Annotated in this window: 25 protein-coding genes; 20 read left to right on the top strand and 5 right to left on the bottom strand. The window is 41.8% G+C overall.

Annotated features, from left to right (window positions below; translation table 11 throughout):
- The first annotated feature begins 8 nt into the window (after positions 1–8).
- Complete coding sequence (locus LPA49_RS12310; protein WP_230236610.1) at positions 9–1,778, top strand: sugar phosphorylase; 1,770 nt, start codon at positions 9–11, stop codon at positions 1,776–1,778.
- 27 nt (positions 1,779–1,805) lie between these two features.
- Here LPA49_RS12310 and LPA49_RS12305 read toward each other — a convergent pair whose 3' ends face one another.
- Positions 1,806–2,849: an ABC transporter substrate-binding protein gene (locus tag LPA49_RS12305; protein ID WP_065979007.1), complete on the bottom strand. Its 1,044-nt coding sequence runs from the start codon at positions 2,847–2,849 to the stop codon at positions 1,806–1,808.
- Positions 2,850–2,995: 146 nt separating this feature from the next.
- On the opposite strand from LPA49_RS12305, the gene LPA49_RS12300 reads away from it, so the two are divergent.
- Positions 2,996–3,385, top strand: a complete 390-nt coding sequence (locus LPA49_RS12300; RefSeq protein WP_182396500.1) for a cytochrome b562 — start codon at positions 2,996–2,998, stop codon at positions 3,383–3,385.
- A gap of 21 nt (positions 3,386–3,406) precedes the next feature.
- Here LPA49_RS12300 and ykgO read toward each other — a convergent pair whose 3' ends face one another.
- Both ykgO and LPA49_RS12290 read right to left on the bottom strand, forming a co-directional pair.
- Positions 3,407–3,541 (bottom strand): type B 50S ribosomal protein L36, encoded by a 135-nt coding sequence (gene ykgO, locus LPA49_RS12295; protein ID WP_065979009.1) that lies wholly within the window; start codon positions 3,539–3,541, stop codon positions 3,407–3,409.
- A 20-nt stretch (positions 3,542–3,561) separates the two neighbouring features.
- Positions 3,562–3,813 carry a type B 50S ribosomal protein L31 gene (locus LPA49_RS12290; protein WP_036972134.1) on the bottom strand — a complete coding sequence of 84 codons (252 nt, stop codon included), beginning with the start codon at positions 3,811–3,813 and terminating at the stop codon, positions 3,562–3,564.
- Between the two features lie 216 nt (positions 3,814–4,029).
- Here LPA49_RS12290 and LPA49_RS12285 point away from each other — a divergent pair, with 216 nt between their 5' ends.
- On the top strand, positions 4,030–4,296 hold the full coding sequence (locus LPA49_RS12285; RefSeq protein WP_036972133.1) for a hypothetical protein: 267 nt from the start codon (positions 4,030–4,032) through the stop codon (positions 4,294–4,296).
- Between the two features lie 325 nt (positions 4,297–4,621).
- Entirely contained in the window at positions 4,622–5,437 is an 816-nt protein-coding gene (gene dkgB, locus LPA49_RS12280) for a 2,5-didehydrogluconate reductase DkgB (RefSeq protein WP_036972132.1), read from the top strand.
- A 45-nt stretch (positions 5,438–5,482) separates the two neighbouring features.
- Here the strand turns inward: dkgB and LPA49_RS12275 are convergent, their stop codons facing one another.
- Together LPA49_RS12275 and LPA49_RS12270 are read right to left on the bottom strand one after the other, a co-directional pair.
- Positions 5,483–9,262 carry a S8 family serine peptidase gene (locus LPA49_RS12275; protein ID WP_230236608.1) on the bottom strand — a complete coding sequence of 1,260 codons (3,780 nt, stop codon included), beginning with the start codon at positions 9,260–9,262 and terminating at the stop codon, positions 5,483–5,485.
- Between the two features lie 244 nt (positions 9,263–9,506).
- Positions 9,507–10,160: a DUF6058 family natural product biosynthesis protein gene (locus LPA49_RS12270; RefSeq protein WP_036972129.1), complete on the bottom strand. Its 654-nt coding sequence runs from the start codon at positions 10,158–10,160 to the stop codon at positions 9,507–9,509.
- A gap of 159 nt (positions 10,161–10,319) precedes the next feature.
- On the opposite strand from LPA49_RS12270, the gene dapA reads away from it, so the two are divergent.
- The 16 genes from dapA to LPA49_RS12190 all read left to right on the top strand — a co-directional run bounded on the left by dapA (position 10,320) and on the right by LPA49_RS12190 (position 23,814).
- Complete coding sequence (gene dapA, locus LPA49_RS12265) at positions 10,320–11,234, top strand: 4-hydroxy-tetrahydrodipicolinate synthase (RefSeq protein ID WP_074988758.1); 915 nt, start codon at positions 10,320–10,322, stop codon at positions 11,232–11,234.
- Between the two features lie 106 nt (positions 11,235–11,340).
- Positions 11,341–12,054 carry a beta-ketoacyl synthase chain length factor gene (locus LPA49_RS12260; RefSeq protein WP_074988759.1) on the top strand — a complete coding sequence of 238 codons (714 nt, stop codon included), beginning with the start codon at positions 11,341–11,343 and terminating at the stop codon, positions 12,052–12,054.
- Positions 12,044–12,829 carry a 1-acyl-sn-glycerol-3-phosphate acyltransferase gene (locus LPA49_RS12255; protein ID WP_036972125.1) on the top strand — a complete coding sequence of 262 codons (786 nt, stop codon included), beginning with the start codon at positions 12,044–12,046 and terminating at the stop codon, positions 12,827–12,829. Before LPA49_RS12260 ends, LPA49_RS12255 begins: the two co-directional genes overlap by 11 nt.
- Complete coding sequence (locus tag LPA49_RS12250) at positions 12,826–13,083, top strand: phosphopantetheine-binding protein (protein WP_036972123.1); 258 nt, start codon at positions 12,826–12,828, stop codon at positions 13,081–13,083. The genes LPA49_RS12255 and LPA49_RS12250 overlap by 4 nt, the downstream gene beginning before the upstream one ends.
- A 25-nt stretch (positions 13,084–13,108) precedes the next feature.
- Positions 13,109–13,354 carry an acyl carrier protein gene (locus tag LPA49_RS12245; protein WP_054554554.1) on the top strand — a complete coding sequence of 82 codons (246 nt, stop codon included), beginning with the start codon at positions 13,109–13,111 and terminating at the stop codon, positions 13,352–13,354.
- A 17-nt stretch (positions 13,355–13,371) separates the two neighbouring features.
- The gene (locus LPA49_RS12240; RefSeq protein WP_118844839.1) at positions 13,372–13,938 is read left to right on the top strand and encodes a hypothetical protein; all 567 of its coding nucleotides are present in this window, start codon (positions 13,372–13,374) and stop codon (positions 13,936–13,938) included.
- Positions 13,925–15,283: a class I adenylate-forming enzyme family protein gene (locus LPA49_RS12235; protein WP_230236606.1), complete on the top strand. Its 1,359-nt coding sequence runs from the start codon at positions 13,925–13,927 to the stop codon at positions 15,281–15,283. The genes LPA49_RS12240 and LPA49_RS12235 overlap by 14 nt, the downstream gene beginning before the upstream one ends.
- Positions 15,267–15,620: a thioester dehydrase gene (locus tag LPA49_RS12230; protein WP_230236604.1), complete on the top strand. Its 354-nt coding sequence runs from the start codon at positions 15,267–15,269 to the stop codon at positions 15,618–15,620. Before LPA49_RS12235 ends, LPA49_RS12230 begins: the two co-directional genes overlap by 17 nt.
- Before the next feature lie 3 nt (positions 15,621–15,623).
- Positions 15,624–16,361, top strand: a complete 738-nt coding sequence (locus LPA49_RS12225; RefSeq protein ID WP_180311668.1) for a glycosyltransferase family 2 protein — start codon at positions 15,624–15,626, stop codon at positions 16,359–16,361.
- Positions 16,361–17,329, top strand: a complete 969-nt coding sequence (locus LPA49_RS12220) for an acyltransferase (RefSeq protein ID WP_065979013.1) — start codon at positions 16,361–16,363, stop codon at positions 17,327–17,329. Before LPA49_RS12225 ends, LPA49_RS12220 begins: the two co-directional genes overlap by 1 nt.
- Before the next feature lies 1 nt (position 17,330).
- Entirely contained in the window at positions 17,331–18,875 is a 1,545-nt protein-coding gene (gene hutH, locus LPA49_RS12215) for a histidine ammonia-lyase (RefSeq protein ID WP_036972108.1), read from the top strand.
- The gene (locus LPA49_RS12210; protein WP_075593231.1) at positions 18,868–19,293 is read left to right on the top strand and encodes a thioesterase family protein; all 426 of its coding nucleotides are present in this window, start codon (positions 18,868–18,870) and stop codon (positions 19,291–19,293) included. The genes hutH and LPA49_RS12210 overlap by 8 nt, the downstream gene beginning before the upstream one ends.
- Entirely contained in the window at positions 19,293–19,814 is a 522-nt protein-coding gene (locus LPA49_RS12205; protein ID WP_074988763.1) for an outer membrane lipoprotein carrier protein LolA, read from the top strand. Before LPA49_RS12210 ends, LPA49_RS12205 begins: the two co-directional genes overlap by 1 nt.
- The gene (locus LPA49_RS12200; RefSeq protein WP_230236602.1) at positions 19,811–22,030 is read left to right on the top strand and encodes a transporter; all 2,220 of its coding nucleotides are present in this window, start codon (positions 19,811–19,813) and stop codon (positions 22,028–22,030) included. Before LPA49_RS12205 ends, LPA49_RS12200 begins: the two co-directional genes overlap by 4 nt.
- Before the next feature lie 3 nt (positions 22,031–22,033).
- Positions 22,034–23,275: an NAD(P)/FAD-dependent oxidoreductase gene (locus LPA49_RS12195; protein ID WP_065979015.1), complete on the top strand. Its 1,242-nt coding sequence runs from the start codon at positions 22,034–22,036 to the stop codon at positions 23,273–23,275.
- On the top strand, positions 23,263–23,814 hold the full coding sequence (locus LPA49_RS12190) for a DUF3261 domain-containing protein (protein WP_230236600.1): 552 nt from the start codon (positions 23,263–23,265) through the stop codon (positions 23,812–23,814). The genes LPA49_RS12195 and LPA49_RS12190 overlap by 13 nt, the downstream gene beginning before the upstream one ends.

Below are 23,814 nucleotides of genomic sequence, written 5' to 3'. Positions count from 1 at the left end.
GAAGACACGTGACATTAGAGCTACTCCAACAACGAGTTATACAGCATTTAACGTGTATCTACGGCGAAGTTGATCTTAATACAACCCTAGAACAACTCGCTGATAGATTGATTAACACCATGCAATGCGATGATCCTGTTCGAGACCCAACGCCACACAAAAACCGTTGGGACGAACAAGATATGATTTTAATTGCGTACGGTGATTCGATTATTCGCCATGCAAACACGGAGGAAGCAGTGGCAAAACCAGAAGAGCCGCCATTGCATACGTTACATCGCTTTGTTAAAAATCAATGCTTACCAGAACTTAACGCATTGCATATTCTGCCATTTTACCCTTACAGCTCCGATGAAGGGTTTGCGGTGATGAACTATGTGCAAGTGAATGAAGCGCTCGGTAACTGGCAGCATATCCGCGATATTTCAGCCGATGTCAGGCTGATGGCTGATTTAGTTATTAACCACTGTTCTAGTCGTAGCGTGTGGTTTGAAAACTTTATTCAAGGCAAAGAGCCGGGCAGGGAGTATTTTAAAACAGCAAACCCCACCGATGAGTTAATTCAAGTTGTTCGTCCGCGAACATCGCCACTTTTACAAGCAGTAGAAACGAAAGATGGTTTGCAGCATGTGTGGTGTACGTTTAGCCACGATCAAGTTGACTTTGATTTTGCTAATCCCGATGTTTTAAATGAATTTGTCGCTATAATTCGCCATTATTTAGACAATGGTGTGCGTATTTTTCGCCTTGATGCGGTGGCTTTTTTATGGAAAAAGCTCAATACCCGCTGTATTAATTTACCTGAAACGCATGAAGTGATCAGGTTACTTCGTACCCTTATAGAGCATGTTGAACCTAATGTGATTATTATCACCGAAACCAACATTCCTAACCGCGAAAATCTGTCGTACTTTGGTAATGCCAACGAAGCACATTGTATTTATAACTTTTCATTGCCACCTTTGTTATTGCACACATTACTCAGTGGTAATAGCACCGCATTAAAACACTGGATGATGAGTATGCCACCGGCGCAGCAAGGCACGGCTTATTTTAATTTTATTGCGTCACACGATGGCATAGGGCTGCGGCCTGTCGAAGGCTTGCTCGATCAAACCCAAATAGCTGAAATGGTCAGTACAACAGCAAAATACGGTGGCAAGGTGTCTTTGCGAACGGCTCCAGATGGTACAAATACGCCGTACGAGTTAAATATTGCGTTGTTTGATGCTTTGCAAGGAACGCATCGAGGGCCAGATAAATGGGGCATTGCACGGTTTCTATGTGCTCACGCAATTATGTTCGCTCTTGAAGGCATACCAGGGCTTTATATTCATAGCTTACTCGGGACAACCAATGACTATGAACGCTTTGAAAACAGCCAACATAATAGAGCTATTAATCGTCATCGCTGGCAAGAGTCAGACCTATTAGCAAAATTGAGCAATGAAAATGCCCATCATCGTACTGTGTTTAAAGCGATGAAAAACTTAATGGCAATTCGTAAATCTCAGCCTGCATTTCATCCAAATGCCACCCAATACACGTTACATTTAAGTGAAGGGCTATTCGGTTTTTGGCGTCAAAGTATCAATCGCTCGCAAAGCATGTTTTGTGTTTACAACATAAGTGATGAGCCACAAACGTTGACACTAGCTGACTTAAATTTAATTGGCACAGAGCAGTGGAAAGACTTAATAAGTGAAGAACTTATTACTGAAGAAACCCAAACAATGCTGCTATCGCCTTACCAAGCTATTTGGTTAAGCAATAAGTAATGTTTAATTGTGCGCTGTAAACGCCCTTTACAGCGCGTTTTTACTGGCTTCATCTAGTAATGATTCAATGCTGAATACCCGTGGTGTCTTTTGCGCTTTACTAAATACTTTAAAGTTAATTGCCAGGGTATTGCTATGAATTTGCTCAACGAACTTTAGTGTTTCTTCTGTATGAGGCCTAAAAATCGCCATCTTTTGGTGCAAAACATCGTGCTTAGGATTTTCTAAAATAGCATGGATATTAATCATTGCGAGTGCGCCTAAGGTAACATGCCCCCCAATGCACACATCGATTTTTTCAGCTGCGGCTCTGAGTGGCCAGTTTATTGCGCCAACGAGCACATCGGTGCGTCGTTTTTTTTCATTTAATGCGCGAATGGCCCCTAATGCCATCGCATCATTAGCGCTCCAAATAACCTGAATATCTGGATGATGAGTTAATAGACCTAAGCTTTGTCGGTATGCTTGTGGCGATGACCAATTAGCAACACCTTGTGCTGCAATGTTTACTTGTGCATGTTGAGCAGTAAACGCTTCAAGCCCTGTTTTACGATCTAGAGCGGCAGGGGTCGTGTGATCACCATTAATAGCATAAATGCTGGCAGGGAGTTGGGCTTTAGAAATGAGCTGTTTTGCCAGTAAGTGTCCCGCTTGAACGTTATCTGGCACAACACTGCCAGCAATGTTAATCCCTTTGTTTTTGAGAGCGCGTAGTTCGTTATCTGTTGGGCGATTTAATAAAAAGTAAACGGGCGTATTGAAGGTCGGCAAATTTAAAAGCTGTTGGGAGAGTACACTTTTTTCATCCACGAGTATCAGCATATCGGGTGATTGTTTTACTGCATCAGCCACTAATTCTTTCATCAGTATATGATTTCTATTTGCATAATGAATGGTCAAGTTCAGATCAAAATCTTCGGCTGCATCGCGCATTAACTGTGAAACTTCATACCAAAACGGACCGGTAACATTGGTGTTTGCATGCCCCGGATTGATAAATATAACGTTGTATTGTGCATAGGTGCTCGGTAAGAAAGCCAGCAAAGCAATGAATAGCACGGTTTTTAACATAATATTTTATAAATTAAAGAGTGAGAGTTAATCGATTATACAGTTAATACCAGAGGGTTACGACCCACTCTTTGGCTTAAATGGAGGCTAGGTTTCACTCTTTTTAAAGCGTATAATTGGCACATTATTCTTAAATAGGGCTCAACATGAAAACGCTTTTTGTGTGCTTTTTGACACTTTTTTCTCTTAGTAGCATGGCAGATGCACCACTGGATCTTGAAGCTAATATGAAAAATATGGGGCTGGCTTATAAAAACTCAGTGCGCGCTACTGACCTAGACTCTTTTAATACAGCCATCGATGAGTTTATTCATCTACTAGAGAAAGCAAAAAAGGCTGATTTTAAACAGCATGAAAGTGAATCTTTAGAGGGACTTGATAAAGTTATTCAGCAAGCAAAATCCGCGAAGCAGCTTGCAGAAGTACAGGGGTTAGAAGCTGCAAAAGCCCCCCTTAAATCAATTGATCAATTACGAAAAAAATACCATGAACTTCATGAGCCACCAGGTTTTTGGGAGTTATTATTTGGTAAATAAAAAGGTGCTTAAGCACCTTTTTTAACGTTTCTTTTTACCCTGAACGGCTTTAAAACGCGGGTTTTCTTTATTGATCACATAAAGACGCCCTTTGCGTTTTACTATTTGACACCCAGAACGAGTTTTAGCGCTTTTTAAAGAACTCAGTACTTTCATTTTTGCTCCGTATTAGGCGGTTATTTGCTTGCTAGGTTTTTGAAGCGACGGTTAAATGCGGCGACACGACCATCACTTGCCACCGCTTTTTGTTTACCGGTGTAAAATGGGTGCGAGTCACTTGATACATCAATTGGTACATAAGGATATGTTTTACCTTCTAGCGCGATTGTCCGTGATGTTTTAATTGTTGAACCAATTATAAAGTAGCTGTCTGCGGCTGTATCGTGAAAAGCCACTTGTTGGTAATCCGGGTGAATGTTAGGTTTCATCTCTTTAACTTATGTTATGTGATAATGTATCAATTATAATAAAGTAAATATAGGGAATGTTCAAGATAAAAACAATTCTTATTTATGTATGCTAAATAGCATTAAAAATAAGCAGTGTGAGCAATCCTTAAGCAGTTGAATTCAAAAAACTGGCTATTGTCTTGAAGGCTGTTATAACTAGGTATACGCGCTTATACAAAGAGAAGGAGTAAGGCAGTGAACGATGAAATTCAAACTGAGCAGTTAGACCAAAATGTAATGAATACGCTTCGTGATAAGGATCATTCTACACTTGCACACCGCGTCGATACGTTATTATTTAGCCATAACGATATCATTGAACTGTTAGCGCAGTATCTTGCTTTGAGTGAACAAGAAGACGATGAACGTTTTGATACTTGGTTTGATAACTTAACGAAAGAACAGCATACGGTAGTGAAAACCTTTGAAGTGTATCGTGGTCAATATGAGCACCTAGATTAGACTTTTAATCACATTTTAATGTATGACTTAAAATATAAAATGCATTGCTAGCCCAGCTTAAAAACTGTTTGTTTTCCTCACTCTCATGGTGATAGGCATGTTTAGTAATGCTTAGTTACTACTCATTATCTCGCCCAAAAAGTTAACTAATTTTAAAACCCACCTTGAAACTTTATATTTTGGCCTCAGTGAAGTAAGTAAGCTCATCATACCAATTTGCAGTAATACTTAATCATTTTGAGCTGCTAAATCTGAGATTAGCTGCGTCAAAATAGCGCTCTTAATTAAGCAAATTGGTATAACCAATACTTCAAAAGGAGAGGTTATGTCACACCATGTTATTGAAATGCCTGATTTAGGTATCGGTACGTTTCGCCTAGAAGGAAAAACAGCTTACAATTCAGTGAAAATGGCACTCGATATCGGTTTTAGACACATCGACACGGCGCAAATTTATGGTAATGAGGAGCACGTCGGTAAAGCGATAAAAGACAGCTCTGTGCCTCGTAGTGAGATTTTTATTACAACCAAGGTTTGGAATGACAAACTTAACAGCGCTCAGTTTATTGAGAGCGTAAAGCAGAGTTTAGAAAAGCTTCAACTCGATTATGTTGATTTATTACTTATTCACTGGCCTTCTGCGTCTAACGGAGAAAAAATGAGTGAATACTTAACTGAGCTCAAAAAAGTAAAAGAGCTGGGTTTAGCAAAACACATTGGTGTTTCAAACTTCACAATTGCTAATCTAAAAGAGGCCATGCAAACCCTTGACGCGAGGGAAATATTTACTAATCAAATTGAAGTACACCCTTATCTGACGAACACTAAGTTACGCGCTTTTTGTCAGCAACAGGGTATTCATGTTACGGCTTATATGCCATTTGCCGTGGGTGAAGTGCTAAAAGACGACGTGATTGTTGATATAGCTAAAAAGCATGATGCGAGCCCTGCTCAAGTTGTCCTTGCGTGGATAAATGCACATAAGATGACGACGATTCCATCATCAACGAAGCGAGAAAATTTAGCGGACAATTTTGATGATTCCGTAAAACTTGATCACGAGGATTTAGACAGAATTGATGCGCTTGACAAACATAAGCGCCTAGCCAATCCTGATTTTGCACCTGATTGGGATTATTAAAGTAAAAAAGCCGCCTTAATGGCGGCTTTACTCTTCTAGCGTTTACTATTTCAACATGTAGGCACGCATGGTAATTTGCTCTGCTGAGCTTGAACCATAGTCTGAGATCACTGTTCGAATGTGAACAAACTCACCTGTATTCCCTGTATTTGGAATTGTGGCTGTCCATTCACCATCCACTTGTTCTACTTTCGCATCTTGCCAGTTCTCTGTTGAGAATTTTTCTGACACAGGGCAGTAGATGTAAGCAGGCACCGATTCAATGGTACATTCTTTACCGTATGCATATTGGAATTGCACATTCGCTAATGCAACGTCGCCGACGCCATCAAGTAGCCCTGTGAGCTTCACTTTTGCTTCTTCACCTACTGACATTGTGTTGTTGATGTCAACAGGTAAATCAATCATAGGTACAAGTACGGGTTGCACACCTTGTTGGTACTCGTTAGCAGTAAAGGTGTAATAACCTAGGTACAGTGAACCAAGGCTATCATTTACAGGTGAACGCTCGCCAACACCACGTGCATATGAACGCATCCCTAGAGTAATTTGATGATCGCCCGGCTCAAGTGTTAATGCCCCTTCTGTAGGAGATGCAGGCTCACCATTTAAAGTTAAGCCAAACGCTGAGCTGCCAATATAACCAAAAATACCATCGTGATTAGCTGCATCGCCAAACGAGGCAAGGTTAAAATGAAGCACGTTGGTATCACGCGTGATAATAGGCGCGCCACTGCTACCTAAAGCACCGCCACGTGGACCTTTGAACCATGAGGTCGTCTCTTGTGCACCTTCAGTCATTGCTCTTGGCCCATCAAAATAAGCCCCATTGCTTTCAATTTTATGGTTAGGCATGACAATATTTGTCCAGCCATTTTTGGCTGTCGCGGTGTAATACTCGTCACGTACTTGTGGAAGCATGATCAATTGTGTGCTGCCCGTTGAGTAAAACTCTCCCGTACTGTTGGTCATTGCCATGACATCGGTCCATGCAGGACGCTCATCATTTTGTGAGTGATACGTCGCCGTAATCTTATGCATTTTGTGTTCGGCAATATTAATTTGACCAGACTGAATATGGCCATCAGTAATGTGGTTGATTGAATAAGCATAAGGTGAACGCTCAGCAGCAACACCTGACCAAGTAATAATATTATTACCCGCTTCAATCTCGGCCATTAGCGCTTCGCCTTCTTCAGAGCTAATACCAATAACAGGCACTTTTGGTGTGCCAGTCACGGTGCCTTTGTATCGGCCTTCACGCCCCGGACGATAAAAAATAACACCCGTAGCGCCATGCTTCATTGCATTCCCGACCATGTAATTGGTTAGGTAGTTAGGGTTTGCGATTAAAGCAATTTTGCCATCAAGATCAAATTGGCTCCAGTCGGTACTATAACCGGCATCACCAACAGGTAATACTTCTGCTGAACCTTCACCATGGAACGATAATGCAAGGCCTTGTTTGATGTAATCAAACTCGACACCATTTTGCATTTTTACAGTGGTTTCTGGTGCAACTGCACGGGTTGTAATAAATGAGCGAAAACGACTGTCATGACCTTGTGACCAAGCATACATATCATTTACATAGTCAGGCGCCATCTCGATAGCTGCTAACTTGGCTGATTTTTCATCATCAAGTGCGTATGTAAAACCGAATGAGTAACCTTGTGGATCAAGGGGTTGTTCTGCTTTAAAGGTCACTTGTTGTGCATTACGCGCATCAAAGTTAATTTCAGTCGCGCCATCTACTTTTTTGTTAAGCACTGCCATTTGTGCCGCTGACTCAACAAGTCCCGAGTTAGAGTCAGGGTTATCAAACGTCATGATATTTGCGATTAAAGTATAATAACCCGCAGGTACATTGATATCGGCTTTACCGTTATTTAATCTAACGATACTGCCCCAATCATCTTCTTCATTAATTAAATAAAGTTTTGATGGTGACGTTGCATTGTGCCCCCAGCGGTCTGTTAGGTTAACGGTTAAATTAACCTGAGGCTGGTCAATCCAGAATGATACAGGCACAGTAACTTGTTGGTCTAAATTACTGACCGTTGTACCAGTGATACGGCCTGTAATGGCACCGTAAGCACCGTTATTAAGTGCAACACTTGGGTCAATCCACATAGGTACTTGTGCTTCGCCATTCGCTGGAACAGTCACTGATTTTGCATCTAAGCCAGCAAGTGTTGCTGGAAGTTGCGTTTTACCGTCTTCGCCAAGTAGGTCTAATTTTAGTTTCAGCGTAATGTCGGTATCAGACGTGTTTGTTAAGGTTACGTGTGTATGCGTAAGCTCATCATTGATAGCGTTTTGGAAAAAGCCAAGCTCTCTATTTGCGGGTGCTACAATAGCTTGTGAAATTGCGCGGTCAACGTTCATTGCGCCGGCACCTTGCTCAAGCACGTGTGAATCACCGCTAAATACGGATGATGTAAGCACGTCTTTTAACTCTTTTGGTGTTAAGTCACCGCGCGCCTGCATAACCAGAGCTGCACCGCCAGCAACATGTGGTGCAGCCATAGAGGTACCCGAATAAACACGATAGGCTGTTTCGCCTAATCCACCTGATGCTGCAGCAACAACAGATACGCCTTGCGAAGCGATATCAGGCTTTGCTGAATGACCATCAGGTGACGGGCCGCGTGATGAAAACGACGCTGTATTGCCTTCACGGTCTATTGCACCAACAGTCAGTGCGCTTGGGGCACAACCGGGTGAACCGATCGTTTCGCGCGTAAAGCTGTTACCAGCAGAAATAACAAATAATGCTTTGTCGCTAAGTGCCTCAACCATGTCTACAAGTGGGCCACTACACGTTGTAGCTGTACCACCTAAAGACATATTAACGATGTCGGCATTTTCAGAAAGCACAGCCCACTGCATACCACTTAATATACCGTATGTTGAACCAGAACCCACATTACTAAGTACTTTGCCTATGATGAGATCCGAAGCGGGTGCAACACCCACCCATTTACCATCTGATTCATGACCATTCCCCGCAACCGTTGAAGCAGTGTGAGTTCCGTGACCATTAATATCATCAACGCCATTGCTTGAATAAGTAAAATCGCGAGATGCAATTACGCGACCCTGTAGGTCTGGGTGTTCAATGTCGTAACCCGTATCAAGCACTGCGACTTTAATGCCTGCACCATTATAATTAATAGCTGATTGACCATAAGCGCCCGTTAATGGCACCGTTGGGCTCAGCGTATTGGCGCTGCTTACTTTGTGAGCATGGACAACGGCATCTAGCCAAATACCTTCAACATTTGCTTCAGCAATAAGAGACTGCCATGTTTTAGCGGCGTTTTCTTTTGTGATGGCAAAGGCAGCACTGTCGATTAGTTCAATTTCACCTGTTAATGACATGCCAGACAATGCTTTAGGCACGGCGCTGCCGGCTAACGTCCCGTCTCGGTATTCAACAATAACGGGTAAAGCATTAGTAGACGCATCGTCGTAACCCGATTCATACAATTTGTTGATGTTGAAAAGTTCTAAATCAATTGCCTGTGAATCAACAAATGCTTGCGCATGAGCAGGGACTACATACGTATTATTTCCCCGTTTAAAAATACTGGTGAAGGCATCAGAGCCATCAGCATTTAGCAGACGAATACCGCCTAATTGGCCATCTTTATTAACAATGGCAGACACTTTATCGCCTGTTATTAACGTAAATGTTAGGGCATCAGCGGATGTTTTATTTGTAAAAGCAGTGTTTTGTGCCGCTACTGGTTGCGCTAAGCTCAAACCGAGCATAGCCAAGTAGGTCGCTTTTAATCGACCCAGCCTTGGAAAAGGTTTCATCTATTTATCCTTTATTATGATGTAATTAGTTTGAATAGAGGAGTTATTACAAGGGTGTCAAAACTGCAAAAATGACAAAAGAAATAACTCAACTACATCAATCTAACGACTAAAAAGATGAAAACCTACAAAACAAATGTACCAAAGTGTATTAACCAAAATGTAACAATGTATACATTGTTGCAACCTTGTTCAGGTGTTCAGTTACCCTTCATTTTCAGAAGAGGAAAGGGAGTGTTTGTCTCTATTTTACCGATAAATCGTATTTAGCAACCACGCTATCAATGTAACGATAGCGAAGCGTATTTTTACCTTCGTTGCCTGTACCATGACTCAATGCGCGGTTCATTAGCTTTAATGCTTTATGAAGAGCTTGGCGTTCATCAGCAGATAAGCCCGTTTTAGTGCGTAGTTCGGTGATATCATCAATAAGTAATTTGGCGACATCAAGCTGAACAGCTTCCTCTACTAAGCCATTTTGGGTCAAGACACCATATTTACTGCACAAGAATTGTTGCCACACTTGTTGTAAATGCTCGTCAATTTCAGCGCCAAATAATTCTTCATCTATTGCAAAGCCTTGCTCAGTGAGCTTACTTAATTGTGCCGAATAATGTTGGGCAAAATAATTAAAAGCTTGGCATGATGAGTTAATATCATGTTTGATGATTAGCTGACCCCAACTTGCGGCACCGCGAGGGTAGTAGTCTTGGTATTCTTCGCATTGGTAAATGCCAGAATAAGAGCTGCACTCTAATTGGCTTTGCAAGCAATAACTCGGCTTTGGAAATAGACTACTTTGCTGCCATGCTCCCAGTGTATCTTCATCAATCGAGAGGGTTTGACACAGCTCTTCTGTGGTATAAAAGTAGGTTGCCAAGAATTTAGAAAGTTGCATTATCAGTCACTCACAATAAATACTGTTTATTTGTACAGTATTTAATTTTGTCTTAACTTTGTCCATTTCACAAGTTTTTTATTTATTACGTTACATTACTCGGAAATTGCCTGTGTTTATGATACAACTAGCGCAAATTTTCCAAACATTAAAATAGTTATGCGTAGCCTAGAAACAATTAAACAAGCAAGCTTGATCACTGCAATTAAAACGCCTTACCTAAGCAACGGTGAAATTGATCTTGCCTGCTATGATGACCTTGTTGAACAACAAATCGCAGCGGGTGTTGACGGTATTATCGTAGGTGGTACAACCGGCGAAGGCCAACTAATGAATTGGGAAGAGCACTTGATGCTTATTGCACACAGTGTCAGTAAATTCTCATCTCGTTTACTTATTGTGGGTAACACAGGTAGCAATAACACGCGCGAAGCTATCAAAGCGACAGAATATGGTTTTGCAACGGGAATGGACGCAGCATTGCAAATTAACCCGTATTATGGACGTACTTCATTGGCTGGAGTAAAAGAGCACTTTAAGCGTTTACTTGATATTGGCCCAGCATTTATTTATAACGTAGCAGGGCGCACAGGGCAAGATTTAACCCCTGATATTATTGAACCGTTAGCGCAGCACGAAAACTTTATTGGTGTTAAAGAGTGTGGTGGCAATGAGCGTATTGCACATTACGAAAAACAAGGTATTGCATGTTGGTCAGGTAATGATGATGAAAGCCATGATGCGCGTCATATTTATAACGCACACGGTGTTATTTCAGTGACATCTAACTTGATCCCAGGTTTGTTTCGTCAATTAATGGACGAAAAAAATGATGCATTAAACACCAAGCTACAGCCATTAATGAACTGGTTGTTTTGTGAGCCAAACCCAATCGCAATAAACACAGCATTAATGATGACGGGAGCCGTCAATCCGGTATTCCGCTTACCCTACGTACCGTTAGCACCTGCACAACAAGAAGTGGGTTTAGGCTATATTAATGAACTAAATGTTGCTGACATTGTGGGAGATAAAGCTCAACTTTTAGCCGAAAAGGATGTTATTTTACGCTAAAAATGAATTGGCGCTTAATTTTGGATACATTTAAGCGCCAACGTTTTACTTTTTTGTTGCTAATGGGTAAAATTAGCAATCGTTTGGCGTTATAAGAATAAAAGTTGTGAAATTTGTTGTTAATAATTTGTGTTTATGGGTTGCACCCGAGCAGCAAATAGCAGAACTAGGCCAACATACATACTGCGACCTCGACCTCAGTTGGGTTGCACCTATGCAACGGCGAAGACTCAGCCCTTTTATGAAAATGGCCTTGCATACTTTGCAACAAGCACAAGCTGAACATTCACACATTGCTATCAATTTTTCTTCTCGTCATGGTGATCTGCCAAAGACGGCCCATTTGTTACATGCGCTTGTTGAAGAAGAGCCGCTGTCACCTACAGCGTTTGGGCTCAGTGTGCATAATGCTGCGACCGGTATTTTTTCAATTATTAAAAATAACACCGCGCCTATGAATGCGATTGCCGGTGGTCAAGACAGTGTAATAAGCAATCTGATCGATGGGTACGCCCGTATTCAATCTGGTATCGAAAATTGTATTTTAGTAGCGCACACTGAAAGTGTGCTGCCTGAAGAGTATTTACCTTTTGCAGATGAGAAGCAAATCGATCACAGTGTGGCTTTTGTATTATCTCCTTACGTTGAAGGCGAATCTTATTTTGAGTTAACTAAATTATCGGGCAGCACTGATGCCGGTAATACGGACTCAGTTTTACCTTTGAGCATCCAATTAGCACAGGCTTTATCAAGCAAGGAATCCAGTGCACTACTTTCACATCAACAATCAGCTTGGATGCTTCAACATTATGGTGGCTAAACTTTTTCAGCGACTCAATCAAATTTGGCGCATTATCGCAACAGGGTTTTGTTTTGCTGTGTTTGGTGTCGGTGGTGTCGTTTTAACGTTGTTGGTGTTGCCACTTCAGCGAGTGCTTGAACCGTGTAAGCACAAGCAAAAACAAAAAGCGCGTATCACCGTACATTATAGTTTTAAATTTTTTGTTGCTCTGATGCACTACATGGGCGTTATCCATTTTTCTGTTGAAGATAAACAGCGCTTTAGTCAGTTAAAAGGCCAGCTAGTATTGGCAAATCACCCCTCTTTAATTGATGTTGTTGTGCTTATTTCGGTGATTAAACATGCCGATTGTGTGGTGAAGGCGCATTTATTTAAAAACCCATTTATGCGCGGTGTTATAAAAGGGACTGGGTACATTAGCAACGAAGATCCTCAGGAGTTATTAAATGAGTGCGAAGCATCATTGGCTGCGGGCAATAACCTGATAATATTTCCAGAAGGCACGCGAACAACGCCAGGTGATCCCCTCAAGTTTAAACGAGGAGCGGCAAATATAGCTGCGCGCTGCAAAGCACCGATTACATCTGTCATGATCAATATGAAACCAAGTACGTTAACGAAAGACACACCTTGGTATCGTGTTGCTCCTACAAAAGCTCATTTTACTATGCGCTTTGCAAAGCACGCCTTTACAGGCGATAAATTTTATAATAACGAACAACCTGCAATGCAAGCACGCCAACTAACCCGTGATTTACAGCATTACTTTTCAGAGGAACTCAGGCACCTATGACTGAACTAAAGAACCAAATAAAACAACTAATCATTAGCAGCTTAGATCTTGAAGATATTACCGTGGATGATATTGAAAATGATCAACCTCTTTTTGTTGATGGTTTAGGCTTAGACAGCATTGATGCTCTTGAACTTGGTCTTGCAATTAAGAAAGAGTTCAACGTAAAAATTGATGCCAACTCAGAACAAACAAAAGCACATTTTGCATCTGTTGATGCACTCGCTAATTTTATAAACCAACACACATCATAATACAGACTTAGAAGTAGGAAAAAGCATGAAAACCGCTGCTGATATTTACAACGTTTTACAGGGCATTTTAGTTGATGAATTTGAAATTGACGCTGATGACATCAGTTTAGATGCACACCTTTATCAAGATTTAGATCTTGATAGTATTGATGCCGTTGATTTAGTAGTGAAATTGCGTGAAATCACGGGCAAGAAAATTGAACCTGATGCGTTTAAGCAAGTGCGTACAGTTCAAGATGTTGTAAATGAAGTAGAAAAGCTCGTTTCTTAAGCTATTAAGTACAGCTTATGCTTAAAGCAATCGCCACAACATTGGTCTTAGTGTGCTTATCGTTATACCCATTTATTGTGTATTTTGGATTACAGCATGTTTCGATCAAGCAGGTAAGCTTAATTTTAATCGCATTACTTGCGATAAGGTTAATGTTGAGCCAAAAATTGACAAGCACAATGCCTTGGCTCAAACCTGCGTCATTTTTGGCAATTGTGGCGCTTGCGACTACGCCGTTTTTTAATAGCGAATTAGGCTTAAGATTATACCCTGTGATCATTAACACCGTGATGGCGATTACATTTATCTACTCATTGCGACAGGGGCCAACAGTGATTGAAAGTTTCGCCCGATTAAAAGAGCCTGATCTAGATAGTAAGGGAGTAAGGTACACGCGCCAAGTGACCAAAATTTGGAGCGTTTTCTTTATTTTAAACGGCACGGTTGCGCTCTACACCAGTCTATTTGCGTCGTTATCAATGTGGACACTTTACAATGGCTTGGTTGCCTATCTCTTGATAGCTATTTTGATGCTAGTGGAATGGCTAGTTAGACAAAAGGTAAAAAATAATGGTGGCGAGTAACCTACAGTTTCACCCAAATTCAGCGTTTGTTGTTGCAGAAAAACACATAACCCGTGAGCAGTTTTTTGCTGATATCAGTGCGTTTCAACATAAATTAGCGGGATTAAAACCTACCAGCCATGTGGTGTTGTTTCACCCAGATACGTATCAATTTGCTGTGCGTCTATTTGCTCTCGCCTGCAGCGGGCACAATGTTATTTTGCCGCCAAATGGTCAGCCGGAAACGTTGCGCCTCCTGTTAGCGCAGTCGCCTATTTTTGCGGGTGATGCACGTGAATTAGACACTCGCATTGTGTTTAATAATCTTGAGCTAAGCCAACAGCATACTCACAGCCGTTTGCCACGCTTACAGTGGCCAACGAAAACCGCCGTTATTTTTTATACTTCGGGCTCTTCAGGGCAATCTAAGCCGGTAGTGAAGCCATGGCGGGTACTCAACCGTGAGTTATCTGTTCTGTCTATGGCGTTTGATTTGCCAAGCCAGTTTACATTTTTGGCGACAGTTTCTCATCAGCATATTTATGGTCTGTTATTTCGTTTACTCTGGCCACTTGTAAAAGGGCAGGTTATTGACAGTGAACAAATTCAATATCCAGAACACATAGCGCAAAAGTTGCAGCATATTCAGCATGCTGTGCTTGTATCAAGCCCCGCGCAGTTAGGCAGATTGTGCATAGATAATGTACTGATACCAGAGCGCGCAAGGTTGACATGGTTATTTTCATCGGGTGGTCCTTTAAATAACGAACAAGCCGAAATGTTGTGTGAGCAACTTGCACGACCGGTAACTCAAGTGTTTGGCAGCACTGAAACGGGGGGAATTGCTTATCGGCAAGTCACTCAAGCCGCTGTCGATGTACCTTGGCAGCCTTTTAATGGTAACCATTTGTCAGTTAACCATGAAGGACGCTTAATGCTTGACTCATCTATATTAGAACATGCGAATTACCCATTAGATGACAGAGCCATTGTGCATAGTAATGGGCAATTTAAGCTCCTTGGGCGTATTGATAGAACCATTAAAATAGAAGAAAAACGCTTAAACCTTGATGAGCTAGAATGCTTTTTACTCAGTCACGAGTGGGTGAAAGAGGCTAAGCTGGTGGTTCTGCCAAGCAAACGAGTTCAAATTGGGGCTGTCGTTGTGCTCACGGATAAGGCCAGTCATGAACTTGAAGAACATGGTAAATTAGTCATAAATCGTACCCTGCAAGCGTATTTGTCAAACCGATTTGAGCGTGTTTGTTTACCTCGCAAGTGGCGCTATATCGATGCATTACCTTTTAACAGTCAAGCAAAGTTGAGTTTAAAAACACTGGAGCAGTATTTTGCCAAGCCTGAATAAAGTCACCCCACAGGTGGCGGTTTTATCGCAAACAGAGCACCGCGTTAGTCTAGCGTTAACGATTACGGCTGATTTAGATTATTTTCGAGGGCACTTCCCTGATGCTCCCATTTTAGCTGGGGTTGTGCAGTTAGATTGGGCTGTGAAATATGCGCAGCAGTACCTTGGGTTTGGTCCACAGGTGCAAGATTTAGAAGTGTTAAAGTTTCAGGTCGTCACCATGCCAAATATGACCGTAAATTTAACCCTTGAGCGCAACGCTAAAGGCAAATGTGTATTTAGTTATCAATCAGATAAAGGCCAGCATGCGTCTGGTCGAATAGTGTTTTGCGAATAAACAATGAATCAATTTTGTATTGTCATTCCTAATTATAACCACACCCATGCTATCGCAACCGTGATTTTAGAACTCAATGCATTAAAACTACCGATTATTATGGTGGATGATGGGAGTTGCGATGATGCAAAGCAAGTGTTTGCGTCTTTACAGCAACAATATGACGATTTAACGGTACTTACACACGCAGAAAATCAGGGCAAAGGCGGCGCTGTACAAACTGGGTTGTTATATGCGCATGAACACGGCTTTAGTCATGCAATTCAGGTGGATGCTGATGGTCAGCATTCACTAGACGATATTGCTAAACTCATTGAGTTAAGTAATAACGAGCCAAACAATGTAATCAGTGGTTGTCCAATATATGACAGCTCAGTACCAAAACATCGTTACTTGAGTCGATACATCACTCACTTTTGGGTGTGGGTTGAAACATTGAGCTTTGATATTGTCGATTCAATGTGTGGTTTTAGGGTGTACCCACTCACCGCAGTAAAGCAATTAATGGCAAAGCAAGCGCTTGGCAAACGCATGGACTTTGATATTGAAATATTGGTCAGACTTTACTGGCAAGGTGTCAAGGTTACCTTCTTACCCACTCAGGTTATTTACCCCGAAAACGGCGTTTCTCACTTTCGCGCTTTACATGATAATTTGGGGATTTCATGGCTTCACACGCGTTTGTTCTTTGGCATGCTGTTACGTTCGCCCCTACTTATTTGGCGAAAGGTGGTGGGTTAATGGCTGCAAAGCACTGGTCAAAAATGCAAGAGCGTGGCAATCGACTGGGTATGCAAATATTGTTATTTAGCTACCGTATATTGGGTCGAAAAGGGCTCTGGATTATCCTTTTTCCTGTGGTGTTTTATTTATTTTTAACAGGTAAAACCGCGCGCCGCGCATCCTATGCCTTTTTAACGCAAGTACGCAAAGTTAATGGTAATGACAAAGTAGTTACGTGGCGAGACAGCTTTCGACACTTTCGTTGTTTTGCGGACAGCGCCTTTGACAAAATCGATGCGTGGCTTGCGCGTATACCCCAAAGTAACATTTCTTACACCAATGAGGCTTTGTTCATAGAGCTTGATGAACACGCGCAAGGTGCCATTTTTATTGGTTCACACTTGGGTAATTTAGAGGTGTGCCGCGCTTTAAGTCAGCACCGCTCAAGTAAAGTGATTAATGTATTGGTATTTACGCATCATGCCGTGGAATTTAATAAACTTTTAAAAAGTATCAATCCAGATGTCGCAATTAACCTAATTCAAGTGACAGACTTAGGCCCTGATATGGCAATAATGCTTAAAGATAAAGTTGAGCAAGGCGAAATAGTTGTTATTGTGGGCGATAGAACCAGTACGACAACAGCGGGGCGTGTCATCGAGGCCGATTTTTTAGAAAAACCAGCTCCTTTTTCTCAAGGTCCATTTATTCTAGCTGCGTTATTAGATTGCCCTGTTTTTCATTTGTTTTGTTTAAAAGATAAGACGGCCGATGGCAAAGTATTTTATCGTGTTATTTTTGAAAAATACGCTGATAAACTTGTTCTACCGCGTAAAACAAGGCAACAGACATTACACAAGATTGTCAGCGATTATGCTCAAAGGCTAAGCTATTACGCTGCCGCATACCCATATCAATGGTTTAATTTTTATGACTTTTGGCAAAATGACGAGCACGTGTCTCGCGACCAAAACAAGGAGAACTAAGGTGCCAGAGCACTCTACTACAACATTTGGCAAGCAACGTTTATCTATCGAAGATATTGTTCATATTGCGTTAGAGCAAGGAGCTGTCGCGTTAACGTCAGACAATCAATTTGCCAAGAAAATCGACAGTGCTGTAGCATTTTTAGACAAGCTTTTGGAAGATGATGGCGTTATATATGGCGTAACTACGGGCTACGGCGATTCTGTGACCGTTAAAGTGCCGCTTGATTTGGTGAATGAATTACCTCTTCATCTTACTCGTTTTCATGGTTGCGGTATGGGAAGTATGTTTACCCCTGAGCAAGGACGTGCCATTTTAGCCACGCGATTAGCGTCACTTTCACAAGGGTATTCAGGTGTTAGCTGGGACATGCTTAACCTGCTAAAAGACTTTTTAAATCACAATATCGTACCGGTTATTCCACAAGAAGGCTCAGTGGGAGCAAGTGGCGATTTAACGCCATTGTCATACGTTGCTGGTGCGATGGTCGGTGAGCGCGACGTATACTATCAAGGCGAAATTAAAAACAGCTTAGAAGTGATGAAATCATTGGGTTTAACCCCATTGAAACTGCGCCCTAAAGAAGGGTTGGCAGTGATGAATGGCACTGCAGTTATGACTGCGCTGGCGTGTTTAGCCTTCGACAGAGCGGCGTATTTAGCGCAATTAACTAGCCGTATTACGGCGCTTGCCAGCCTTGCTTTGAAAGGGAATAGCCACCACTTTGATGACATACTGTTTTCTGTAAAACCTCACCCCGGGCAACAGCAGGTTGCAGCGTGGATCAGAGGGGATTTAAATCATGTTGAACACCCTCGAAATGCTGATCGCTTACAAGACCGTTATTCAATACGCTGTGCGCCTCATGTGATTGGTGTACTGCAAGATAGCCTGCCATGGTTCAGGCAAATGATTGAAAATGAACTTAATTCGGCAAATGATAATCCTATTATCGATGGTGAGGGAGAGCATGTGCTCCATGGCGGTCATTTCTACGGCGGCCATATAGCAATGGTAATGGATACAATGAAAACGGCGGTTGCAAATTTAGCTGATTTAGCCGATCGTCAAATTGCGTCGTTAGTTGATACGCGTTACAACAACGGTTTGCCATCGAACTTATCGGGCAGTAACGACGAACGTCGTTATATTAACCACGGCTTTAAAGCTGTGCAAATTGGTGCCAGTGCTTATACGGCTGAAGCATTAAAGCTGACTATGCCAGCGAGTGTGTTTTCACGTTCAACCGAGTGTCATAACCAAGATAAAGTGAGTATGGGTACGATTGCAGCGCGCGATTGTTTGCGTATTTTACAGCTTACAGAACAAGTGATTGCAAGCACGCTGTTAGCAAGTATTCAGGGTTTACGTTTGCGTATTGCACAAGGCGAGCTTGAATTTACTAGTTTAACGGCCGATGTGCAGGCCATGTATCAAGATATTAGTGAGTTTTTCCCACTGCTTGATGAAGATCGTCCTTTAGAAGCCGTATTACGTTTTACTGTTGATGCGATTCAAACCAAACGATGGAGTTTATATGCATAGTCGTGGCGCATTATTAAGCACCCATGTAGAGATTGAAATTCCTTTTCATGATTGCGATCCAATGAATGTGGTATGGCATGGTAATTACCCGCGTTACTTGGAAGTAGCGCGGTGTGAATTACTGCGTTTATTTGATTATGACTATTTGCAAATGCAGGCGTCGGGTTATGCATGGCCGATCATTGATATGCACATTAAGTATGTGGGCTCAGCATTGTTTACTCAAAAAATTAGGGTTGATGCGTATTTAAAAGAGTACGAAACTCGCTTACGTATTGATTATGTTATTAGCGATGTCGAAACAGGGAAAAAGCTCACCAAAGCAACGACGATTCAGGTGGCGGTTGATATTGAGTCTAAAGACATGCAATTTGTGTCTCCCCCCGTGTTGCATGACAAGCTGCAAAAGGTGATGTAATGCGAAATAGCCTCTTAATGTTACTGTGTTTTATGATGGCTTGGCCACTTATGGCAAACCAAGTTGGTCTGAAGCAAGGCACCTTTAGCCAAGAAAAACATTTCAAAGGTTTCACTAAGCCGTTTATATCTGAAGGGCTATTCAAACTTACTGAGCAAGGACTTATTTGGCAAGTAGAGTCACCCATAAAAAGTAAACTAGTCATAAAACAAGGCCAAGTTTATACCTATAATGAGCGTGGGGAAGCGCAATTACAAAAAGGTGCCGAGCCATATGTAGCCCTTTTACAAGCGATTATAAAGCACGATAAAGCGGCGCTGGCTTTACAGTTTGATACCCGTGAACACGCTGACAATGATTGCCAATTATTACTTCCTAACGATGAAACGCTCCAGCAGATTTTTAGCCAGTTTACAGTGTGCGCTGATGAAAAAAACGTTAACAGCGTGCGTTTACAAGAGATAAATGGCAATGTTACGTTACTGCGCTTTTCATACCCACAAGATGGAAGCCCACAGTGAAAGTTTGGGGGGTAACACTGGGTTGGTTAACAGTAATGGCGAGCTTATTGGTTGCTGTTTTTGTCATAAAACAGCCCGCCTTAAATAATGATATTTTGGCATTACTTCCCCAGTCAGAACCTAGACTCCAACAGCTCGAAACGCACTTTTTTGCTAGTAACAAACAGCAATTAAGCTTTTCATTTTCGGGAGAAAATAAAGAGCAAGCTTACGATGAAATGGTTGCATGGTTAGCTAAAAAAAATATCACACCGCGCTTTAGCGTCCCCAAGGTCGAACAGCTTGCCACGTTCTATAGTCAATATGCGGGCAACTTGCTGACTCCAAGCTATCAGCATGCATTAACTGATGCGAGTCGTTTTCAGCACTACTATTTTAGTCAATTGAGTAAAGTGGCCGATCCTTTTGTATCGAGTACGATTAATCTGGATCCGAGTTTAAGTACCGCAGAATTTTTAACCTCGGTAATCACACAATTACAGCAATTTGAAATGTCAGATGGCCGCATTAGTATTCGCCATTTAGATAATGACTATTTGATGTTGTTTGTACACGCAGCCGATAATGCATTTTCGATAGACCAAGCAGTGGCATTAAATGATGATGTGCTCGCTCAACTTGCCCAACTACATACGAATTACCCACACACCAGTATACATTATTCAGGTGCTTTATTTCATACCGCAGAAAATGCACAACAAGCAAAATTTGAAATGACCTTGTTCGGGACTTTGAGCTTAATCGCGCTGATTATTATGGTGGTTTGGGTTTTCAGGTCGTTTAACGCATTATGGCTTGCTTCTGTGACGGTTATCAGCGCAGCGCTTGGTGGCAGCATAGCCTTGGCTATCTTTTTTACTGAGATTCATGTGTTAACGCTTGTTTTTGCGGTGACCTTAATTGGTATTGCAATTGATTACGCATTTCATAGCATGCTGGACTTAACAACGCATAAAAATGGCTTTAGTCGGGGCCTTAAACTTGCTCTTTTGTTGTCTTTAGTGACGACAACATTAGGCTATGCGAGTTTATTTTTCTCGCCTGTGCAGTTATTAACTCAGGTTGGGGTTTTTGTTGTAGCAGGACTGATAACCGCGTGGCTCACTACACGGCTTTTACTCCCTAGTTGGCAAGCAAGACTCACAATCAGTGTTGAGGCAGGAAAATTTGCGGAAAAATTAAGTGGCCTGCTTAAGTCTATTCATCGGCAAAAAGTCGCGATCATCTTGCTACTGCTCGTTAGCCTCAGTGTGTTTTCGCTGTTAAAACCTCCCGTATTAAATGATGATGTGAAGCTGCTCAATGCAAGTCCTCAAGTGCTTATGAACAACGAAGCCTTGCACATGTCTTTATTAGGTAAAGATAATGGGCAAATAATGATCATGTTTGCCGAAAATGCTGAGCAGCTTTTACTTAAACAAGAAGCACTAAAAGTTAAAATTAAGCAGCAAGGTGGTCAGGCATTGATGCTCAGTGACCTTGTGCCGAGTGCAAGTACACAACAAAAAAATAACAATGAGATGCGTGTGCATCACGCATCACTCGATGTTGTCACACAATTGACAGGCAGTCCTTTAGTGTTGTCAGATTCAATCCTTACTCTGGACGCTGCACTAAACTCACCGTTAGGTCCTCTTATTGCTAATCAAGTGATCTTAAACAACGAATTTGCTGCAAGCTGGTTTATGGTTACGGGTATCGATAAAACGCAATTAGCTGAGTGGGCTCGCGCTGAAAGCGAGCTGCTAATGTACGATAAAGTGGCCATGATAACTGCGGGGCTAGAGGATTACTCACACTCGTTATTGGTAACCATTGCAATCGCTATCACGTTTGCCATGTTATTGTTTGCCTTAAAGTTTGGTTTTAAAGTCGCTTACCAGCAAGGGTTAATATTGGGGTTAACATTAGCAGCCGTTTTACTGCTTTGTAGTGCAATTCAAACACAATTATCAATATTTAACTTATTGGGATGCTTGCTTATTTTAGCGCTCGCAATCGACTATTTAGTGTTTTATCAAATCAATAAGTTAACCCCGAGCAATGTATTAGCGATTAGCTTATCTGCCGCCTCTTCTATGTGGGTATTTGGTATGCTAGCGGTATCAGAAACGCCCGCTATTTTTAGTTTTGGTTTAACCGTGTTAGTGGGGCTGATTTGCATTTATTTGTTAGCGCCGCTCTGTGTCGCATTACCTAATAATAAGGAAAAATAATAGGTGAATAATCAGATTCAACAGGCAGATGTCGTCATTATTGGCGCAGGGCCTTCGGGTGCCGTTGCAGCCAGTTTACTGGTGAATAAAGGCTGGCGTGTCGTGGTGCTAGAACAACAAGTATTCCCTCGATTTTCAATTGGTGAAAGTTTACTGCCACAGTGTATGCACTTTCTTGCAGAAGCAAACTTAGCTGAGAGTGTCAAAGAGCAAGCTGACACGTTGGGCTTCCAATTTAAAAATGGTGCTGCATTTCAACGTCGAGGCGAGCATACGGCGATCGACTTTACCGAAAAATTTACTCAAGGCCCTGGTACGACATTTCAAGTAAAACGGGCTGATTTTGATAAGTGTTTAGCAGATGGCGCAATGGAACAAGGGGCTGAAATTCGTTATCAGCACAGCGTCATAGAGTACACAGACCATGGCGATGGTGCTTTACTCACCGTTGATGATGAAAAAAATCAACGCTACCAAATAAAAGGGCGGTTTGTATTAGACGCCAGTGGTTTTGGCCGCGTATTACCACGTTTACTTGATTTAGAAACGCCATCAAATTTTCCTGTACGCTGGGCGTATTTCAGTCATTTTGAAGACAATATTACTGATGATAAATTTGATCGCGAAAAAATCCTGATCAATGTGCATCCAAAACATAACGATATTTGGTATTGGCTTATTCCATTCAGTGATGGGACTGCCAGTATCGGTGTGGTTGGAAAACCTAGCCAATTTGAAGACACAGCGCCTTTAGCTTGTTTAAATGAGTTTATTGAGCAAGATACGTATTTAAGTGAATTACTTGCACGTAGAGTTGCAATTGGCGAAGCACGAACAATTAAAGGATACTCAGCCAATGTAGCCTCGCTTCATGGGGAACACTTTGCGTTACTGGGCAATGCGGGTGAGTTTTTAGATCCGGTGTTTTCATCGGGAGTCACAATTGCGTTAAAATCGGCATCATTAGTTGCGCCATTAGTCGATGACTACTTACAGGGCAAACAGGTTGATTTTCAAGCACAGTACAGTGAGCCATTGCAGCAGGGTGTAAACTGTTTTCGAACTTATGTGGCTGCTTGGTATGATACTTCGTTTCAAGATGTGATTTTTTACAGTGAACAAAACCAGCAAGTACGAGAAATGATCAGTGCTATTTTGGCAGGGTACGCGTGGGACCTTGATAATCCATTTGTAAAACAAAGCGAGCGACGCTTGAATACCTTGGTTGAGCTATGTCGAGATTAAAAACGTTAGTCATTGCAGCAATGGTGCTGTTATTAGCGAGCTGTGCAAGTGAGTTTGCAGTTAAAACAGGGGTGGATCTTGCTCCCAATGCGGGGATTTATTTAATGGATCCGCCTGCTTCATTTGTTGCAGATAATTGGCAGCAGGTGTTAGAAGTCAGTCACAACGATGAAAGCCACACGTTACTAGCACAGCTCGATATTAACAGTCTTAGTGGAATTAACCTCGTGGTAATGACCGCACAAGGAGTGCCTGTTTTTCAATTGGAAAAAGCGATTTCAGGACCCGTTAAAAGTAAAAAAATGCTGCCAATTGAGCGTCTTGACCCGCGCTATATTTTGGCCGATATAATGCTTGTGCATTGGCCAGTGGAAGTACTCAGTTCGCAGCTTTATGGTTTAAAAATAGTTGCAAAAGACTCAAAGCGTTTGCTTTATAAAGGTGATGAGTTGATTAGTGAGATCCGTTTTTTAGAAGAAAAAACAGAGCTCGTAAATTATCAGCGAAACTACAAAATAATATTTCAAAGGGTTAATTGA

Source organism: Pseudoalteromonas sp. MB41 (genome assembly GCF_020966275.1).
In the GTDB taxonomy this organism is placed as follows: domain Bacteria; phylum Pseudomonadota; class Gammaproteobacteria; order Enterobacterales; family Alteromonadaceae; genus Pseudoalteromonas; species Pseudoalteromonas lipolytica.
Note: the sequence above shows the minus strand (reverse complement) of the source record. Positions and strands in the feature narration are given on the sequence as shown.